Annotated in this window: 11 protein-coding genes; all 11 read left to right on the top strand. The window is 34.6% G+C overall.

Features of this window, described 5'->3' with window-relative positions:
• Positions 1 to 845: hypothetical protein (locus tag HX088_RS11380; RefSeq protein ID WP_286484222.1), on the top strand; the 845-nt coding region annotated here is incomplete at its 5' end.
• A 121-nt stretch (positions 846 to 966) separates the two neighbouring features.
• Complete coding sequence (locus HX088_RS11375) at positions 967 to 4284, top strand: phage tail tape measure protein (protein WP_286484221.1); 3318 nt, start codon at positions 967 to 969, stop codon at positions 4282 to 4284.
• Positions 4268 to 4570, top strand: a complete 303-nt coding sequence (locus HX088_RS11370; protein WP_286484220.1) for a hypothetical protein — start codon at positions 4268 to 4270, stop codon at positions 4568 to 4570. Before HX088_RS11375 ends, HX088_RS11370 begins: the two co-directional genes overlap by 17 nt.
• A gap of 61 nt (positions 4571 to 4631) precedes the next feature.
• The gene (locus tag HX088_RS11365) at positions 4632 to 5735 is read left to right on the top strand and encodes an ATP-dependent Clp protease proteolytic subunit (protein WP_286484219.1); all 1104 of its coding nucleotides are present in this window, start codon (positions 4632 to 4634) and stop codon (positions 5733 to 5735) included.
• Between the two features lie 2 nt (positions 5736 to 5737).
• Positions 5738 to 6772 (top strand): hypothetical protein, encoded by a 1035-nt coding sequence (locus HX088_RS11360; protein ID WP_286484218.1) that lies wholly within the window; start codon positions 5738 to 5740, stop codon positions 6770 to 6772.
• 93 nt (positions 6773 to 6865) lie between these two features.
• Entirely contained in the window at positions 6866 to 7444 is a 579-nt protein-coding gene (locus tag HX088_RS11355) for a hypothetical protein (RefSeq protein ID WP_286484217.1), read from the top strand.
• Between the two features lie 13 nt (positions 7445 to 7457).
• Positions 7458 to 7898, top strand: coding sequence for a hypothetical protein (locus HX088_RS11350; protein WP_286484216.1), 441 nt, complete (start codon positions 7458 to 7460; stop codon positions 7896 to 7898).
• Positions 7898 to 9019, top strand: coding sequence for a hypothetical protein (locus HX088_RS11345; RefSeq protein WP_286484215.1), 1122 nt, complete (start codon positions 7898 to 7900; stop codon positions 9017 to 9019). The genes HX088_RS11350 and HX088_RS11345 overlap by 1 nt, the downstream gene beginning before the upstream one ends.
• A 1-nt stretch (position 9020) precedes the next feature.
• On the top strand, positions 9021 to 9593 hold the full coding sequence (locus tag HX088_RS11340) for a DUF6712 family protein (RefSeq protein ID WP_286484214.1): 573 nt from the start codon (positions 9021 to 9023) through the stop codon (positions 9591 to 9593).
• A 3-nt stretch (positions 9594 to 9596) separates the two neighbouring features.
• Positions 9597 to 10169, top strand: coding sequence for a hypothetical protein (locus tag HX088_RS11335; protein ID WP_286484213.1), 573 nt, complete (start codon positions 9597 to 9599; stop codon positions 10167 to 10169).
• 55 nt (positions 10170 to 10224) lie between these two features.
• Entirely contained in the window at positions 10225 to 17166 is a 6942-nt protein-coding gene (locus HX088_RS11330) for a CotH kinase family protein (protein ID WP_286484212.1), read from the top strand.
• The last annotated feature ends 1 nt before the right edge of the window (position 17167 follow it).

Below are 17167 nucleotides of genomic sequence, written 5' to 3'. Positions count from 1 at the left end.
TAAAATACATCAACATGCGGATCGTTGCGTCAACAATACAGATCATAACAAATGATGAAAATACTTTCAATCTGGCATCACTAGAATTGATAAAAGAAGTTTGTACAAGAACTTTGACGTATGCGGTTATCGATGGAACAGTTTTAAAATTCAAATCTTTAATTGAACGATATTCACCAACAATAACCTCATCAATAAACTATCATTCTGCAACTATAACTGAAGTACGACACGCAATTGACGGTATTAACCAAATGAATATTATTTCGCATAACCATTACGATGAACGTGATGAATCGCATAACACATCATTCACTAGTAATAACAATAATATCAATGCAACTGGTGATGCATTTAAGTCTAAAATGTACATTGACAATGGTCAAATCGGTGTCGTATTAGGTGGCGACGGTTCTACCAAAGTTCCGAAGCTTGAAACGTGGATCACAGAAATTAAAGAAAAGGTTAATTCTGGTGTTACAACAATTGAGGTGAAGTATAAGGAACAAAAAGGACGTTATATGTGGTTACGTGAAAGAATAGTAAACACACCGATGAAATTCACATCGCGTGAACTAGGTGTGCAATTTGAATCAACAACATTACATACTTATGATGTTCCTTATTTTGATAATATTTATAAAAATTTTCAAAACCTTGTTCGTCCGTTATATGATAATACAGTTGTTTATTCTCTTACGGTTCACGCTTCGTCATTGGAATTATACAGCACACCTCAACATGGCGTATTATATTATTTCAACGATTTAGGAATTCGCGGAATTATAAGCAAAATAACTTTAAAAGATTCTGAATTTGCTGAAATAGAACTTGTAAAAATTTAATACATAACTAGTTGAACTAGTCAAACTAGTTGAAAGCCTATTTAATTGATTTTAAATAGGTTTTTGTTTTCATTTACTTTTTGGTGAGGGTTAACTATTTATATTAAATAGACCTCAACAAATGGATAAAATAAAAATAGGCTCGTTCGATTTTGATACAAATGAAGTATCGAGAAAAATTGACGAACTAACAAGAAAATCACAACAACTTTCAGCCGAAATACAGAATCAACAGACAGTAATTAATCAAACTATTCAGAAATATAGACAGCTATCAACTGAAATGAATTTACTGGTACAATCTGGACAGCGTAACACTACAGTATTTCGCGGTTTACGTTCTGAACTGGTTCAAACTTCTGGCACACTTAACACGCTTCAAAGTGATTTTGTTACAATGTCACAACAGCAATCAAATTATCAAGCGGATATTCAAAGACTTGAAACTATACAACAAGACCTTCAAAGATCAACGGAACTTTTGAGTGCTGAATATTCGGCACAAGAAAGAAACCTTAACCAGTTACAACAAGAACATCAACAGATGATTCAGTTGTTGGAACGTGAACGTGCAATCAATGGAGAACTAGCAAACAGCACACAACAGTTGACGAACAACATTCGACAAAATGAAAATGCACAACAACAGCTGGAAACCTCAACAAGAAATGTAACAGAAGCACAAACGAATGCGACAACCTCATCAATTGACTTTTCTGGTGCTTTATCTGAATTTGGAAGCGGAAACATTCGCGCGGGAATTGATGGCATCACAACCAGTGTGCGTGCATTAGGAACACAACTTCTGGCACTTCTGGCAAATCCTATCGGTGCGATTGTGGCAATAGTTGGAGCAACAGCACTGGCAACAAAAGCACTGTATGATTATAATTCTGAACTAAGTGAAACAGCGACACTGGTTAAACAGTTCACCACATTGACAGATTCTGAAGCAATTGAAAATATGGCGGTGAAAGCTGGTTCATTCGCTCAACAAACTGGTGAAGACGTCAAAGAAGTGTTACGCACAGTTAACAGTGTAGCACAAGCATTTGGAATATCATACGACGAAGCATTCGAAAAGGTTAAAGCTGGATATATACAAGTTGGTGCAAGTGCTGAAGACTTTTTTGATAATACAGCAGAATATTCTGCACAATTCAAAAACGCTGGTTATAGTGCAGATGAATTTTTCGCAATAATGAAGGCGGGAACGCAGAACGGAATTTACAAAGACAAAATGGTCGACAGTATAAAAGAAGTCGATTTGCGTCTAAAGGATTTATCAAAAAATGGTCGTGAAGCCTTAGAATCCGCCTTCGGAAAATCATTCACCGATACACTTGTTAAGGGCATTGAAAATGGAAGTATAACCACCAAAAAGGCACTTGAAATGATTTCCGAAGAAACCAAAAAAGCGGGTGTAAGTGCTGGTGATATGCAAAAAATTTCTGCGAATGTCTTCGGCGCAATGGGTGAGGACGCTGGGGGCTTCACTAAGATTTTAGAATCTATTGATGACGGTTTAGAAAACAATAAAAAAGGTCTAACCGAAACAGAACAATTGACAATGGACGCCATGAAAGCGCAAGAAGACTTTCAACATGCACTGGCGGATGCCTTATTTGTTGGTGATGATGGGTTCAAAAAATTTACACTTACCATCAAAAAGGAATTTTTCAATGCAATGTTAATCGGTATAAAAAAAGTTGTTGAATTTACGAATAGCATGATTGACATGTACAACAATAGTATGCTAGTTCGTGCAATTTTCGCTGGTATTGGTACAACATTTAAAAATCAATATGAAGTTATTAAAATAGTTCTAAAATCATTAGTAAATCAATTCTCATCATTAGGAACGATTATCAACGGTATTTTCACACTGGATGGTGCAAAGGTTGCGTCTGGTGTTGCATCATTTTATAAAGAATTCGGAAAAGCAATCAAAGCTGGTGCATCCAATATCAAAGACAACTTCAATGATGCCGTTAATTCAACCCTTAACGGAAAAATAGAACACATTAAATACAGCTCAACCGTTGGTGGTGATACAACCTCAACAGAAGACCAAAAAGGTAAACCAAAGGACAAACCAGAAGACACACCAAAAGCAAAGAAAGATAAAAAGGTAAAGGAAAAAAAAGAAAAGGTTGAAAAGGCTGAAGACACACTTGCAAATGCTTTATCTGAACAAGAAAAATATGCATCGGAAATGGCAAAGGCTAAAGCCAGTTTAGCACAGCAAGAAATCGCAAACGAAATCCAAAAGAATCAACAAATTCTGGATGAAAACAAACGCCTAAATGCTGATCTGGTTAATCAAGAAATTGAAAGGTTGACTAAAATAGGAAATTTAAAACAAGAAGCCATTCAAAAAGATTACGACGCAAAAATGACTGGTTTTGATCTGGAACGAACCGCCGAAGAAAATAGGCTTCAAAAGCTGGTTGAAGACAAAAAGCTTGAACAATCTCAAATAACTGATTTGATGGCTGAATTCGACGAAATCCAAAAAACAAAAAAAGCCGAAACATTACTTGATTTTCAGTATAAAGAACTTGAAAACCTCATCACAACTGAAAACGCAAAAAAAGAGATTCTAAAAACACAAAAAGAACAAGATGATGCCGATGAATTGTTAAACAAAGAATTGAAACTTGAAGCCGATTTATTAGAACTAGAAACTGATCTTAATACTAAATGGGAACGAAAAAAAGAAATACTTGCGGAACAGCAAGCAATCGACACTGAACAGTTAACAGCACAATATGAAGAAGGTAAAATCAGTAAAGAAAATTATGAAATGGCGTTGCAAAATCTCGAATTGTCATACCGCCAGCAATCAAATGAAATGGATAAAGAACGCAATGACGAATATTTGAGTAACACTGATAAAACCTTAGGAAACGCACAAGCATTATTCGATGAAAGTTCAACAGCTTATAAGGCAATGGCAATCGGACGTGCTACAATTGATACTTATCAAGCCTTTACCGCTTCATTATCTGACAAAACAGTTCCTAACCATTATTTAAGGATGATAAACGCGGGTATATCATTAGCGTCTGGTTTAAAGACAGTCGCAAAAATTACCAAAACTAAAGGAAAATCGATCGGTGGTTATACTGGCGACGGTAACACATACACACCAGTTGATTATTTACCAGTTCATGGCGGTGAAATTGTCTTCAGCCGTGCCGATGTCACATTGATGGGTGGTGTTAATGCCGTTGAAGCTATTCGACCAACCTCATCAACTAGTTTAACTAGTTCGACTAGTCAAGCTATTCAAAACACAGCAACACAGCAAATTAACTATGAAACATTAGCCAGTGTAATTGCTGAAGCAACATTCGCTGGAACATCTAACGGTGCAAAGGCTGGTGTTTCAATTTCCAATCTAAATTATCAGATCCGTAATGAATCAAAATATTAATTCTAAAACCTCATCATTAATTAAAAAACTAAAAAGCATCACCGCAAATGGTGGTGCTGGTTTAGTTGAATCATTAACCAGTACAAATGTTCCTTCAGATATTATTGATGAAAGAACCATCACATGCAAAGGGTGTCCAAATTTCAACGATGAACCTATTTCAATGCTAAGATATACCGATACAGAAGATAGTTCCTTAAATGGCAAAATATGCGGTGAATGTGGGTGTATTATTTCATTGAAAATAAGACAGAATAAAGAAATATGTCGATTCTGGAAAAAATAAATGATTTTTTCTTTTCCGATAACTATTTATAAATAAACAAACCTCAACTATACTATCTAATATGTTTAACATTCATTTAATTGGTGATATCGGTATTAATGAACCGATCAATAATCAATCTATATTAAATCATTTAAAAGAAGCTGAAGGAAAAGATTTATACATCACTTTAAACACCATTGGTGGTGAAGTGGATGAAGCTTTTTCAATTGTTCAAACTTTGGATCAATATCGAATCCAGAATAAAGCAAAAATACATGTCAATGCAAGTGGTGAATGTGCATCCGCTGGTGTTCTTATTTTACTGGCTGGTGACACTAGAACAGTTGAAGGAAATACACAGCCATTTGTTCACAATGCATTGTATAATGGTGTTACTGGTAACGCAAAAGAATTGAAAGAACTTGCGCGTGATTTAGGAACGATTGATTTAAAAATAGCAAACTACTATTCATCACGAACTTTTATAGGACGTGACGAAGCACTTAATTATATGGGGAATGACACTTCATTCACACCCGAAGAATGTGACGCACTAGGAATCACGACACCGACCGCAATACCTCAACATGCGGTCGTAAATAAATTAATTACACAAAACATGGTAAAAGACGAAAAAGGATTATTTCAATTATTGAAAGATTTTTTCACTTCACAACCAATCAACAAAAAAGAAATTGCAACGGCAACTGGCAACACGTTAGTCTTCGAAGATTTGAAAGTAACAGATACAATCAAAGAAGGTGACAAAGCAACCATTGACGGTGATAAACCAGAAGGTGAAGTCATCACATTTGATGGTGATGTTATAACATTCGAAGACGGTCAAGTTATTTCGGTTGTTGAAAAAGTTGAAGAAGTTGAAGAACCTCAACCAGAAGTTGAAATTGAAAATCTTGATGTTCCAGAAGAAGTTGTTGAAGTAGAAAAAGAAGACAACGACGAATCTGAACTAGAAAAAAAGATCGCTGAATTGGAAGCGGAAAACGATTCCTTAAAAGCAGAAATCGAAGCATTAAAAAAAGATGCTGAAGAACTTCAAAAGATTAAAAATAAACTATCAACAGCAACTTCAGCTGAAGCGGTTGTAAATACTAAACACACACAAGTTGATGAAGAAATAAGTGCATCACTTGCATATTTAAAACGAAAATTAAACAAATAATAATGGCAAAATTTGCAGATTCTATAAAAGCGATCGTACAGAATTTAACGACAGCTGATAAAGTAAACTTCAATAAAGTTGTTTACGAAAAAGTATTCGGTGTAACAGACTTAATTCAATCACACCAATTAATTACAGACGTTCACAACGGACAAATTGTTCCAGTGATTGACAAATCCGTTGATTATGGTCAATATCCTAAGTCGCAAGGTAATTGTGCGATGAATGACGGTGTGATCACTGAAAGATATTCAACAAGAAAATGGAACTTAGTCGAATTAAACGGTCGACACTCATACTGTATGAAAGACCTTGATCAAGATTTCATGATTTTCTGGAATCAAAAGAAATTGACTTTGGATAATCCTTTGGAAGCACCAGATTATGACGCTTATATTGATTTCTTGACAGAACAAGCAGTAAACAATTTGAAGGGCGCACAATGGCGTCAAGCTTATTTAGGTGACACATCACACGAATCTGGTTTGATCAATGGTGCTGACGGATATTTCGCACAAGCTGAAGCGGGTAGCGGTGAAAAAATCACTATTACAAAAGCTGGTGCAGAAGCAACAGCACAAGAAATTTATGACGCAATGGCAAAAGCTTATGACGCAATTGTTTTATCAGCATGGTTTGATGAATCAAAAGCAGTGATCAAAATGACACGTGCAATGGCTCATAAATTGGTTTCATATTTCAATTCATTAAACGACACACGTGCTTACGATGTAAATGTTATCGACGGTGAGAAAGTAACAGCATCAAGACGTTTTTCAATTGATAATTTCACTTTGTTCGGTATCAATGTAGAAGTTCACAAAGAAATTGATTTTTCAATGAATGCAGTAGGTGAAACTAATAAATTGAAAGCCTTAATCACATCAAAAGATAACTTAGTTGTCGGAACTCCAACAGCTGACAGAATTGAAGAATTTGAAATGTTCTTCGACCAAAAAGATAAAAAAATCTACATTGATTTAGCGACATATTTTGGTGTTGCCTTATCATTAGATGATTATGCTTTAATTTCCTAACTAGTTCAACTAGTCAAGATAGTCACAGCCGTAACATACTAAAAATTACGGTTGTGTATTATTTACAATTACTTTTCTAAAATTTATAATATAATGGCAAATATTTGCGGAAAATTAGCGGGCGGAATGAGTGTAGGATGCGGATCTGACATTCAAAAACGTTACGCGCAAGAAGTTGTGATCATCAACAAAGATGACATTGCAACCTCAACAAAAACTTTTTCAACTGGTGATAAAGGTCAACACAATGTAACCTTCACATTGAAAGCTTCAAAAACTGGATATAAATTCGAATTTCCAGCAAACGGATCTGGGGTGTCTGGAACGGTCGACAAAACAACTTCTGAACATGGACTAGTTCAGTATGTACATAATGTAAACATTTTAGCAATTGGAGCGGGTGAGGACATGAAAGCAATTTTAACTTCACTAGATACTGGACGCTATGTTGTAGCAATGAAGATCGGTTCTGTTATTGAAATATACGGAATTGACAACGGTGTTAGTACTGGTGACTACACACTTGATTTGGCTGGTGGTGCTGGTGCAACAGTTGTGACATTAACTTCTGGTGAAGGACGTGAAGAAAGTTTCCTTCCATTAGTTTACAAAGCTTCTGGTGCTGGTGACGGAATGGCTGATTTTGACGCTTTATTCGCTACTGGTGCATAACTAATTAATCTAAATGATTGATTTAACACAATATAGTATAAATGAGATTCTTAACGATGAGAATCTCATTTTTCACTTCAAAGAACAGTATTTCAATATTCATGGTTATTATCCTTCATGCACTTCATGCTCAATTATGAATGAAATACGAACTATTTATAATAAAAATCAAACTATGCAACAAGATTTTAAACTATATAAAATACAGAATATCATTCTAACATATTTCGCCAAAGATGGTGTCAAAATAAGACGCTATGATGACAATTTAACGAATGAATTTGTCAATGCTTATTTAACGGTTGATGAATTCAATACAATTGACATGGTAGAAGATAGAAAGAAGTTATTCAAAGTGTTACCGACACAACTAGATGAACTAGTTGAACTAGTTGAAGAAATTAAAGAACCTCAACCAAAGAAAAAAAGTACTAGAAAAAAGACATCTAAATAATGAAAGCACGCACAACTTTAATTGAAATGCATAAGACACCAGTTTCATTGACTTCTGGTGCAAAACCTTACTTCATAAATGGTGTCAATCATGCCTTCAGTAAAGAAGTTGAACGCGTGATCAATAATTCACCGACGGCATTCAAATGTGCCAGCAAAACAAAAATATATATAGCTGGTAAGGGTGTTGACAATGACATTTTTGTTGATCGTAAAAACACATTACTATCAACGTTAATTAATCGTATAGGAAAAGACTTTGCCTATTTCAACGGAGCATTTATACATGTAGCGTATAAGCTTAACGAATCTGGTGATGTTGTTGTTTCTGGTGTTAAGGCACTTGATTACACTTTATGTGCGGTTGGTAAAGCTGATGACAACGGTGATAGCAATTATATTTTTCAATTAGATGATTTCGAAAATAAACAAAAAGGAAAATCAAAAAACACTGATAACTGGTTTTATACATTTGACCAAAATACAGACGTTTTAAAGGCACAAATCATCAATGATTATAAATTGATCCATCCACGAAAGAAAGTTGATTTAATTGAAGCTATTAAACATTATAGGGGACAAATTCTTTATATCAATTTAACACCAGAATATACATATTCTTTACCAAAGGTTAATCCAGTGTTTAGCGATGCCGATACGGAATTTAGAATCTCATCTTACAACAATAGAATGGCACGCGGTGGATTTCTGGGAAAAACAATTTTTGTACGAAAAGGAAAAGACGAAGATGAAGCCGAAGAATTTAACGGTGTTATTAAAAACATGTTAGGTGCTGACGGTTCAGATAATGTGATGGTCTATGATGTTGATATTTCTGAAGACATCAAAGATGCTTTAAACGTCATGCAAATCGCACCACAATTTGATGATAAACTTTTTGATCAAACCAAAAACACATGCAAACAAAACATTATTGATGCCTTTGACATTCCAGAACTATTAATCAGTGTCGGTGACAATTCATTATTTGGTTCTTCAGCTGAAGCATTCGTAAATGCGGAAAAAAGATTTTCGAATCAATTAAGTTTTGAACGCGGGATCATTGAAAAAACACTTTCAAAAATACTTAACCATCAATTTACCATAACACCAATGATTTAACATGAAACATATAACAGTAAACGACATCAAACAAGTTGGAGCAATCGCACAACATTATGACACTGGTAAATTAAACATTGCAATGAATGAAGCATTGATTGAATTGCGTGGTGTATTTGGTGGTTACATACCATATATTCAACGTTCACTAGATTCTGAAACCTTTGATCTGGCAAAAGATGTGAGTGATGCAGAAACGTTAAACACGCTTTTATTATCTGGTGGCTATCATACAACCTCAACTGGTCAAATAATGATCATAGACGGATTAAAAAAGGCTATTTCCTATGTTATATATTCCAGATATGTAATTATAAATAATACACAAGACACGGCAAATGGACTGGTTCGTCAAATGAATGATTTCAGTACACCAACATCATTGAAAGATGTCAAAAGTATAGCGGAATTTTACGCAAATACTGGACGCCAAATGTGTAAAGACATTATTGAAGTAATGAAAGATAGACATGACGCATTTGAATTTGTTAAACAGTCTAAACCTCATCAAAATAATGACAATTTAAGCAACCGAACTGGTTCACGCTTTACAACTATTCACAAAATAGACTAATCTATGTATAATAATCCATGTACGAAAACTATAAGTAAAGGATATTCACAAAAGGTTGTTATTATTTTCAAAGATCAAGTTGAAAGATTTTCAATAATTGATGATGAAAAAATCAGTTTTATTCTAAAACCAGCAAATGTTGGTAAAGGTATAATCCGACAACCGACATCAATGGTTGTTAACGGTAATTATGTTGTTTCTAGTTCTAATAATTTAACCCGATACACGCATACTGTACAATTTCCATTATACGGAAATGATACAGAATCAAAATCATTGATTAAGGATTTATCAAACAATGAATTTTTCGCCGTGTTACTTCATTCTAGTGGCATTGTCGAAGTTTTTGGATTTGAATTCGGGTTAAATTTAGTTGATTTCACATTTGACGGAAACAATAACGGTGCTATATCTCAATTCAGAAGTATTGAACCAGAATTTGCGCCACCATTGCAATATGTTAGTAATATTTCTGGTCGTGAAATAGTTGATTTTGATGTCAACTTTGATGAACTCGCAAAAGAATCTGCCTTCACTTCTTTCAATTATTCATACAACAATTCATATACAAGTTAAAACACTTTTTAAAGTGTTTTTGTCATGCTTGAACTATTTATAATTAAACCCAAAAATGACTTTACAGCAACTAAAAAGCTATATTAATACTCATATATATGAGAATGACGAACGCAAAATCAGCGGTGAAATTTTAAACGAAATTTTAAAATTGATTTTGGATACAACTTCGGATGAAATTACAAAACAATTAGTTGAAAATAATACGGCGGTACAGTTCAACCCTATTACACCAACTTCGATTGGAAGTTCATTAACCAACGCTATTTGGTTTGTGACGGTTTCTGGTACTTATATAAATTATGGCGGTGTTTTCTTACCAGAAAATTCGTTCGGGATAATATCTAAAAACGGTACTAAATATCAAATTCAATATAATACATTCGAACAATACGATGACACTGAAGTTCAAAGTAAAATTGAAAATAATCAAATTAAGAACTGGACTTCTTCAAAACAAAACTTAAAATATCCAACTGTTAGAACTTTAAACGGTATAATGTACCGTGTAATTAATGGTAGAACCTCAACAAATGTTGCTCCAAATTTAGATACAGCAAACTGGGAAAAACTTTCAGAAAAAGCACCTATACAATCTATTGATGTTAACGGTTCTAATGTTGCACCAGTTGATGGTAAAGTTTCAATTGTTATTCCAGACGCACCAGTTCAATCAATTTCGGTTAACGGTTCTAATGTTGAACCAGTTGATAAAAATGTGAATATAGTTGTACCAGATGCACCGATAAAAACAATCGACATCAACGGTCAAAATATACCACCAGTTAATGGAAATGTAACGATAACAGTTCCGCAGATTCCTATTCAAACAATCGATGTTAACGGAATTAATATAGAACCCGTACAAGGCAACGTCTCAATTTCAATTCCAGAAGCACCGATAAAATCGATCTATGTAAATAACAAAGAAGTTACACCAACAAGCACTGGACGAATTGATTTGCCAGATGCACCAATACAATCAATAACAGTTAACGGTGTTGAAGTATTGCCAAACGGTGCTGGTGAAGTCAACATTGAAGTCAATAACGTCATAGAACAAACAATTGATCCTTTATCTACAAATGCGGTGGCATCACAAGCAGTTGCATCGGAATTTTCAAAGTTATCATCAAAATATGGTGCATCACTTCAATTAAATGTTTCTGGTGAAGTAGGTGAGGAAATTTATTCAATTTCATTGATCGATGAAAACGGTCAAGTACTATCTACGACAGATCAATTTGCTGGTGGTGGTGGAAATGGTGAAACCTCAACAACTAGGATTGTTTTAAGTAAATTAACGGATAACCCGACGGTTAAACAAGGCGACGAAGTAAAATTAAAATACTATTTTGATCATCAAGATACAGCGACAGCGGTGTCAACTGGTTTAAATGGTACAGCTACAATCACAATAAGTGCTGGAGCAACGACAAAAACAATTATTCAAACATTACAATCAGATAATACGTTTGAAATTGATGTCACAAATGAAATGCTAGTCGGTTCAAATAACGTTAAAGTACGTGTTGAAGTTGATAACGGTGAAACTATTCAAGTTTCAACAATTGCGTGGCGCATACAAGTTGTTACATTACGTTTAACCTCATCATTCGATTATGCACAAACTTTCAAAAAAGGTTCAAATATTACTGTACCTTTTAATTTGGCTGGTTCTGGTGCTAAAGTTTTACGTTTACTTCAGAATGGAATTGAAATTGAAAATAGAACCTTAACGGCATCAAATGCAAATGGTTCTTTTATTGTTCCTACAACAACACTTTTTCATGGTGCTAATTCTTTGCAATTAGTTGCAGAATTAGAAGTCACAAACACGGTGAAACTATTATCAAATTCAATTTATTTTGATGTTGCAATTACTGAAGACAATAAGACAACACCAATTATAACAACACGATTTGATTATAATGATGGGCGTATTATTACAGCTGGTCAAAGACCTGTTTTAGTTGCTAGACAATTCGAAGACTACAAAGTCAATTACGCTGGTTATAATCCAATCAATAACCAAAACAATATAAAAGTAACCGTAGGAACTGAAACGATTTCCAATATCACGACAGCATTTGCACAACGTGTTGCAACTGGTCAAAGTATTACAACGGGAATTTTACCAGCAACAATTGCAATGTCTGGTTTAGTTTATTCATTCACGGTTGATGTTCTGAATTCCGATGTGTCTATTGAAGAACCAGTTGACAATATTGTCTTCAAACTATCTGCTAAAGGTAGAACGAACGCGGATGATAACCGCAATGAATGGTCAAACAAAGGAATTACAACAACTTTATCTGGAATCCAATTTGAGGGTGACGGATGGCAAAATAACGCCTTACGTTTGATGAATGGAGGTAAAGCGGTAATTAATTACGCGCCTTTATTGGTGGATAATGCTTCAACTCAAAATGCATTTGCTTTTCAAACAAAAATAAAAGTTTCAAAAGTTACCGATACAACAAAACCTTTACTAACATGTATGTCTGGCGGGGTTGGGTTTGTGATTACACCAGAAGAAGCAAAATTTGTCACTGGTGGTAAATCTGAAGTGGCTATGAAGTTCAGTTCTGGACAAGAATACAACATTGCATTTGTATCGATGCCGACAGCGTTGTCGAATGCTTCAGAATATGAAACTGTTAACACTGACATGGTATTCTTATACATCAATGGTGTTTTATCTGGTGGTGTACAACGTGGTTCTGGTGATAATATTTATCAAACTGGTGTTCCTACTTACATCACAATGGGGAATGATAATGCAATACTAGATGTATATAATACTAGATGTTACAATAGTTACTTAACACATGATCAAGTATTAAATATTTTCATGTTGGATTTATCAACGGTTGACGAGATCATGGCGAAATATAAAGCGAATGCGATCATCGATTCTGAGGGCGACGTAACAGTTGAATCATTACCAGATGGTGCGCGTTATGTTATTATAACTGGTCAACAAGCAAATGGAATGTCTACGGTTAAATACGCTGCGGCTATTAATAACAAAAACACACGTTATGATGTTGATGAAATTTTACATATTAAAAAAGGTTCTGACAAATCTTTAAATATGAAATGTACTGGAGGTTGTTTACGTTTACAAGGTACATCATCACTTGCATATCCGATCAAAAATTATCGTTTCTATTTCCGTTCTGCAAACGATTCTAAAGTTTTCGGAAAAGTTTATACAGAAGTTGACGAATTTGGTAACGGTGGAACATTGATTGAAAGTGCAAAACCCGCATGGTCATTTAAAGGTGTAAATTCTTACGGAAAATTACCAGCACCAGTAAATGTGTGGTGTCTTAAAGCAGATTTTGCGGAATCATCAAGTTCACACAACACGGGTATGGCTCGAATGGTTAATGATACTTTAATTCAAACCTCATCACCAACACCAGTGCAAAAATATTCAACATCACCGTATGATGTGCGCACAACAGTTGATGGAGAACCTTGTTACATGTTTTATCGTAATACGGTAAACGATAAACCGATATTCTTAGGAAAATATAATCTGAATAACGATAAATCAACAGAAAAGGTATTTGGATTTACTGACGTTGATGGTTATCATGACCAAACTTGGGTTCAAGATAAATTTGAAGGTGAGAATCCTACTGAATGTTGGGAGTTTTTAAACAATGATTTTCCTATGGGGAAATATTTAGATGATGATTTTGATTCTCGTGATGAGTTAGGAAAACCTGAATGGGCAAAAGTATTTGAAGCACGTTTCCCTGATGTACAAGATGATTACGATACGGGTGTACTAGGTAAACCGATGTTGTTGAGTTCATGGGTTACATGGGTGAAATCGACAAAGGATAATCCGACAAAATTTAAGTCTGAATTGTCAAACTTTGCCGACGTACCTCATCTATGTAAATATTTTGCTTTTACTCAAATTATGGGGGCGGTTGACCAGATGGTTAAAAATGCGATGCTGGCGTTTTGGTATTCACCAGATAAAGACAAAATGCTTGCGTATTACATTTTTTACGACAATGATACGATCTTAGGGGTTCGAAACGACGGACGTTTAAAATACGACTGGGAATTGAACCGTCAAACATTAGATCCAGAATTAACGGCTTCAGCTGGTACTAATATTTACGCATATATGGGGCATGATTCCGTTCTTTGGAATAATTTAGAAACACAATTCAAAGACGAGATCCGCGACGCCTATAAGTCGATCAGAAGTTATTTAACTAATGATAGATTGTTCAACTATTTCAATAAGGATCAATCAGAAAAGTTTGCGGAAAGAATTTACAATTTAGACGCACAACACAAGTACATTGAACCAAAAACAATCGGAGTTGATATTGTTTCCAACGGTAATATGGTCAATACAAAGTATTCGTACTTGGAATCAATGCAAGGTTCACGTATGTCACACCGTAAATGGTGGATCGAAAACCGTTTAGACTTATTTGATGCGCGTTATGGTACGGGTGAATATACGTTAACGGATATCACGTGGAAAGGTATTTCCGAAGCTGGTGCAAAAGTTGGTGCGGTACTTACAAAAGATTATTACATCGAATTAAGACGCGAATCAACTTCCATGATTAGTGATTTTGTTACAGCTGGTGCAGAATGGTCATACACATATAATCAAGTTGCAAACGTTGGTACTATATTTCATCTATTTGGTGGTAAATATTTCAAAAAATTAGATTTATCACAATGGGGTGGATTTACCGATCTTACATTTCCAAATCTTGAAAGTTTAGAGACATTAATTTTAGGAAATGCAACAAAAAGATATGGTTTATCTGAATTAGTGATCGGAACTAAATTTCCTTTATTATCTAAAATTGATATCACAAATTATTTCAATTTACCATCACTTAATTTGTCTGCATGTACGTCATTAAAAGAAGTAATTGCACCAGGTTGTGACAAGTTAGGAACTATCAATTTACCAGCTGGATCATCATTGAATAAAATGGTGTTACCGAACGCGTTACAGACGTTAAAGTTGGAAGGTTTACCAATGCTGAAAAACGAAAATATTCAATTTCCAGATGGAAATACAGTAAAAAACTTATTGGTTTCTTCATGTCCGTTGATTGATTGGGAATTATTATTTGATACACTTGGAACAATTGAGAATATTCGAATCACGGGAATTGATAAAACTGGAAAGGCGGATTTCTTAGATAAATTCAAAAATCTTGGTGGATTAGATTCATTAGGTAATATTGTAGCAACACCACGACTAAACGGAACATATTATTTAACGCAATATCTTGACGATGCAACATTTGCAAGTTATAAAACATTGTTTCCAGAATTATTGATCGTTCAACCAGAATACAGTGTAATTGAATTCGATGATACTGTAAGTGATCCGAAAAACGTGTCAAACTTGGACAATGATACGGGTTATAAATTTGGGAGTGCTTATGTTCCTTCTGGACACTTTAAAAGCATTATTGATAAACGATTTGCATGTTTAGGAAAACAAGCAACTGACGGCGTTATGTCTATTGCTAAACTTGACAACATGGACTTCAATAAGTTCGCAGACGGTACAGTTGCAGACGTGAAAACGGGTGCGCATGGTGATGTGTTTATTTATGAGGGTGGTTGTTTCCAAAAGGGTGTAAACGATAAGAAAAACGAAAAGAAATATCATTTATATAGTGCAAATATTACTAAACCTCAACCAGATGATAAGAAAGCAATAACACATGTTATAAATGTAGAATCATTTTTAACTCCAGAAGCTATTGCAGCTGCGCCAGTCGAATTAAAATACTATAAAAATAAGATTGTAACATTAGCACAAACAATTGCAGAATCTTTGACACAATCAAACTATAATCATCATAGTTACGGTGTTAGGATAAAAGGTTACAAACAAGTTAGATTCCCAATGATGAAATCCGAAATCGTTTCATCAAAAGAGATCATAACAATGATTTCCGATGCTGAAGGAAAACTTTTAAAAAGTATTATTATTCCGAGTGAAGATGTGACATTTACGAATGGTATGTATTACGTCTTGGATGTTCCAGCTGGTGCAGAATGGGTTTACTTTACTTTGACGAATACAATTCCATTTGACAAAGTAGTTTTAACGACATCGACATCAATTTTTGACATCGAACCAGAATGGGTGAAAGTAGAACCGTTTTTGATGGCAGAATACGAAACAACGCTTAACAATAATGCATTGTACCAGTCAGTTGCAAAATCTGCGATTCCCATTAATGACATGACTATTGAAGTAGCTAGAACAAACGCAACAACAAGAAAAATGAAACTTGCAAATTATTCGATGCATTCATACGTGGCAAATTTATTTCTGGCAAAATACGGGAATCGAAATTCGCAAGGTCAAAACGGTTATTCAGATTATTACGAAGACAAACCAATTAGTGACACTACAATAACTGGAATGCGAGACACCGTTAATCCACAAAATAAATCAACGGGTTCATGGTATGAAAAAATAGGAACTGACGGAACGATTACACTTGCGAGGCTGAATAATACAAAATGTATGGGTTACGAAAATATATATGGTAACCGTATGGAATGGATGGATGGTATAGATACAACTAAAGTTAAAGATAGTTATTCTGACGGTCTAAATGTAACAATGAAAGACGGTTCAAAGCGTAAAGCCATTGCTTACTATAATTCTGGTTATATTCCATCGGTAGCAAATGGGCTTTATATGGATATTACACCAGTCGGGTCTAGTTCTTCAAATGGTGCAACATCAACAACCAAATATTGCGATGAAACTTATATTTCTTATCCAGCAGATGTTGGTGATGTGTTTACTTTTGTTTGTTCTGGTAATATGCATGTCGCGGGTGCTGGTATGTTTTATATATATACTGAAACAAGTAAAGGAAACAGAATTTCATGTCGTCTTGCGTTTGATGGAGAAATAAATCTTGTACCAACATCAACATTCTTATCAATTAACACTTTTGCATAAA

This window comes from Empedobacter sp. 225-1 (assembly GCF_030328185.1).
GTDB lineage: Bacteria > Bacteroidota > Bacteroidia > Flavobacteriales > Weeksellaceae > Empedobacter > Empedobacter stercoris.
The sequence above is the reverse complement of the archived record's forward strand: the minus strand, read 5'-3'. Positions and strand labels throughout refer to the sequence as shown.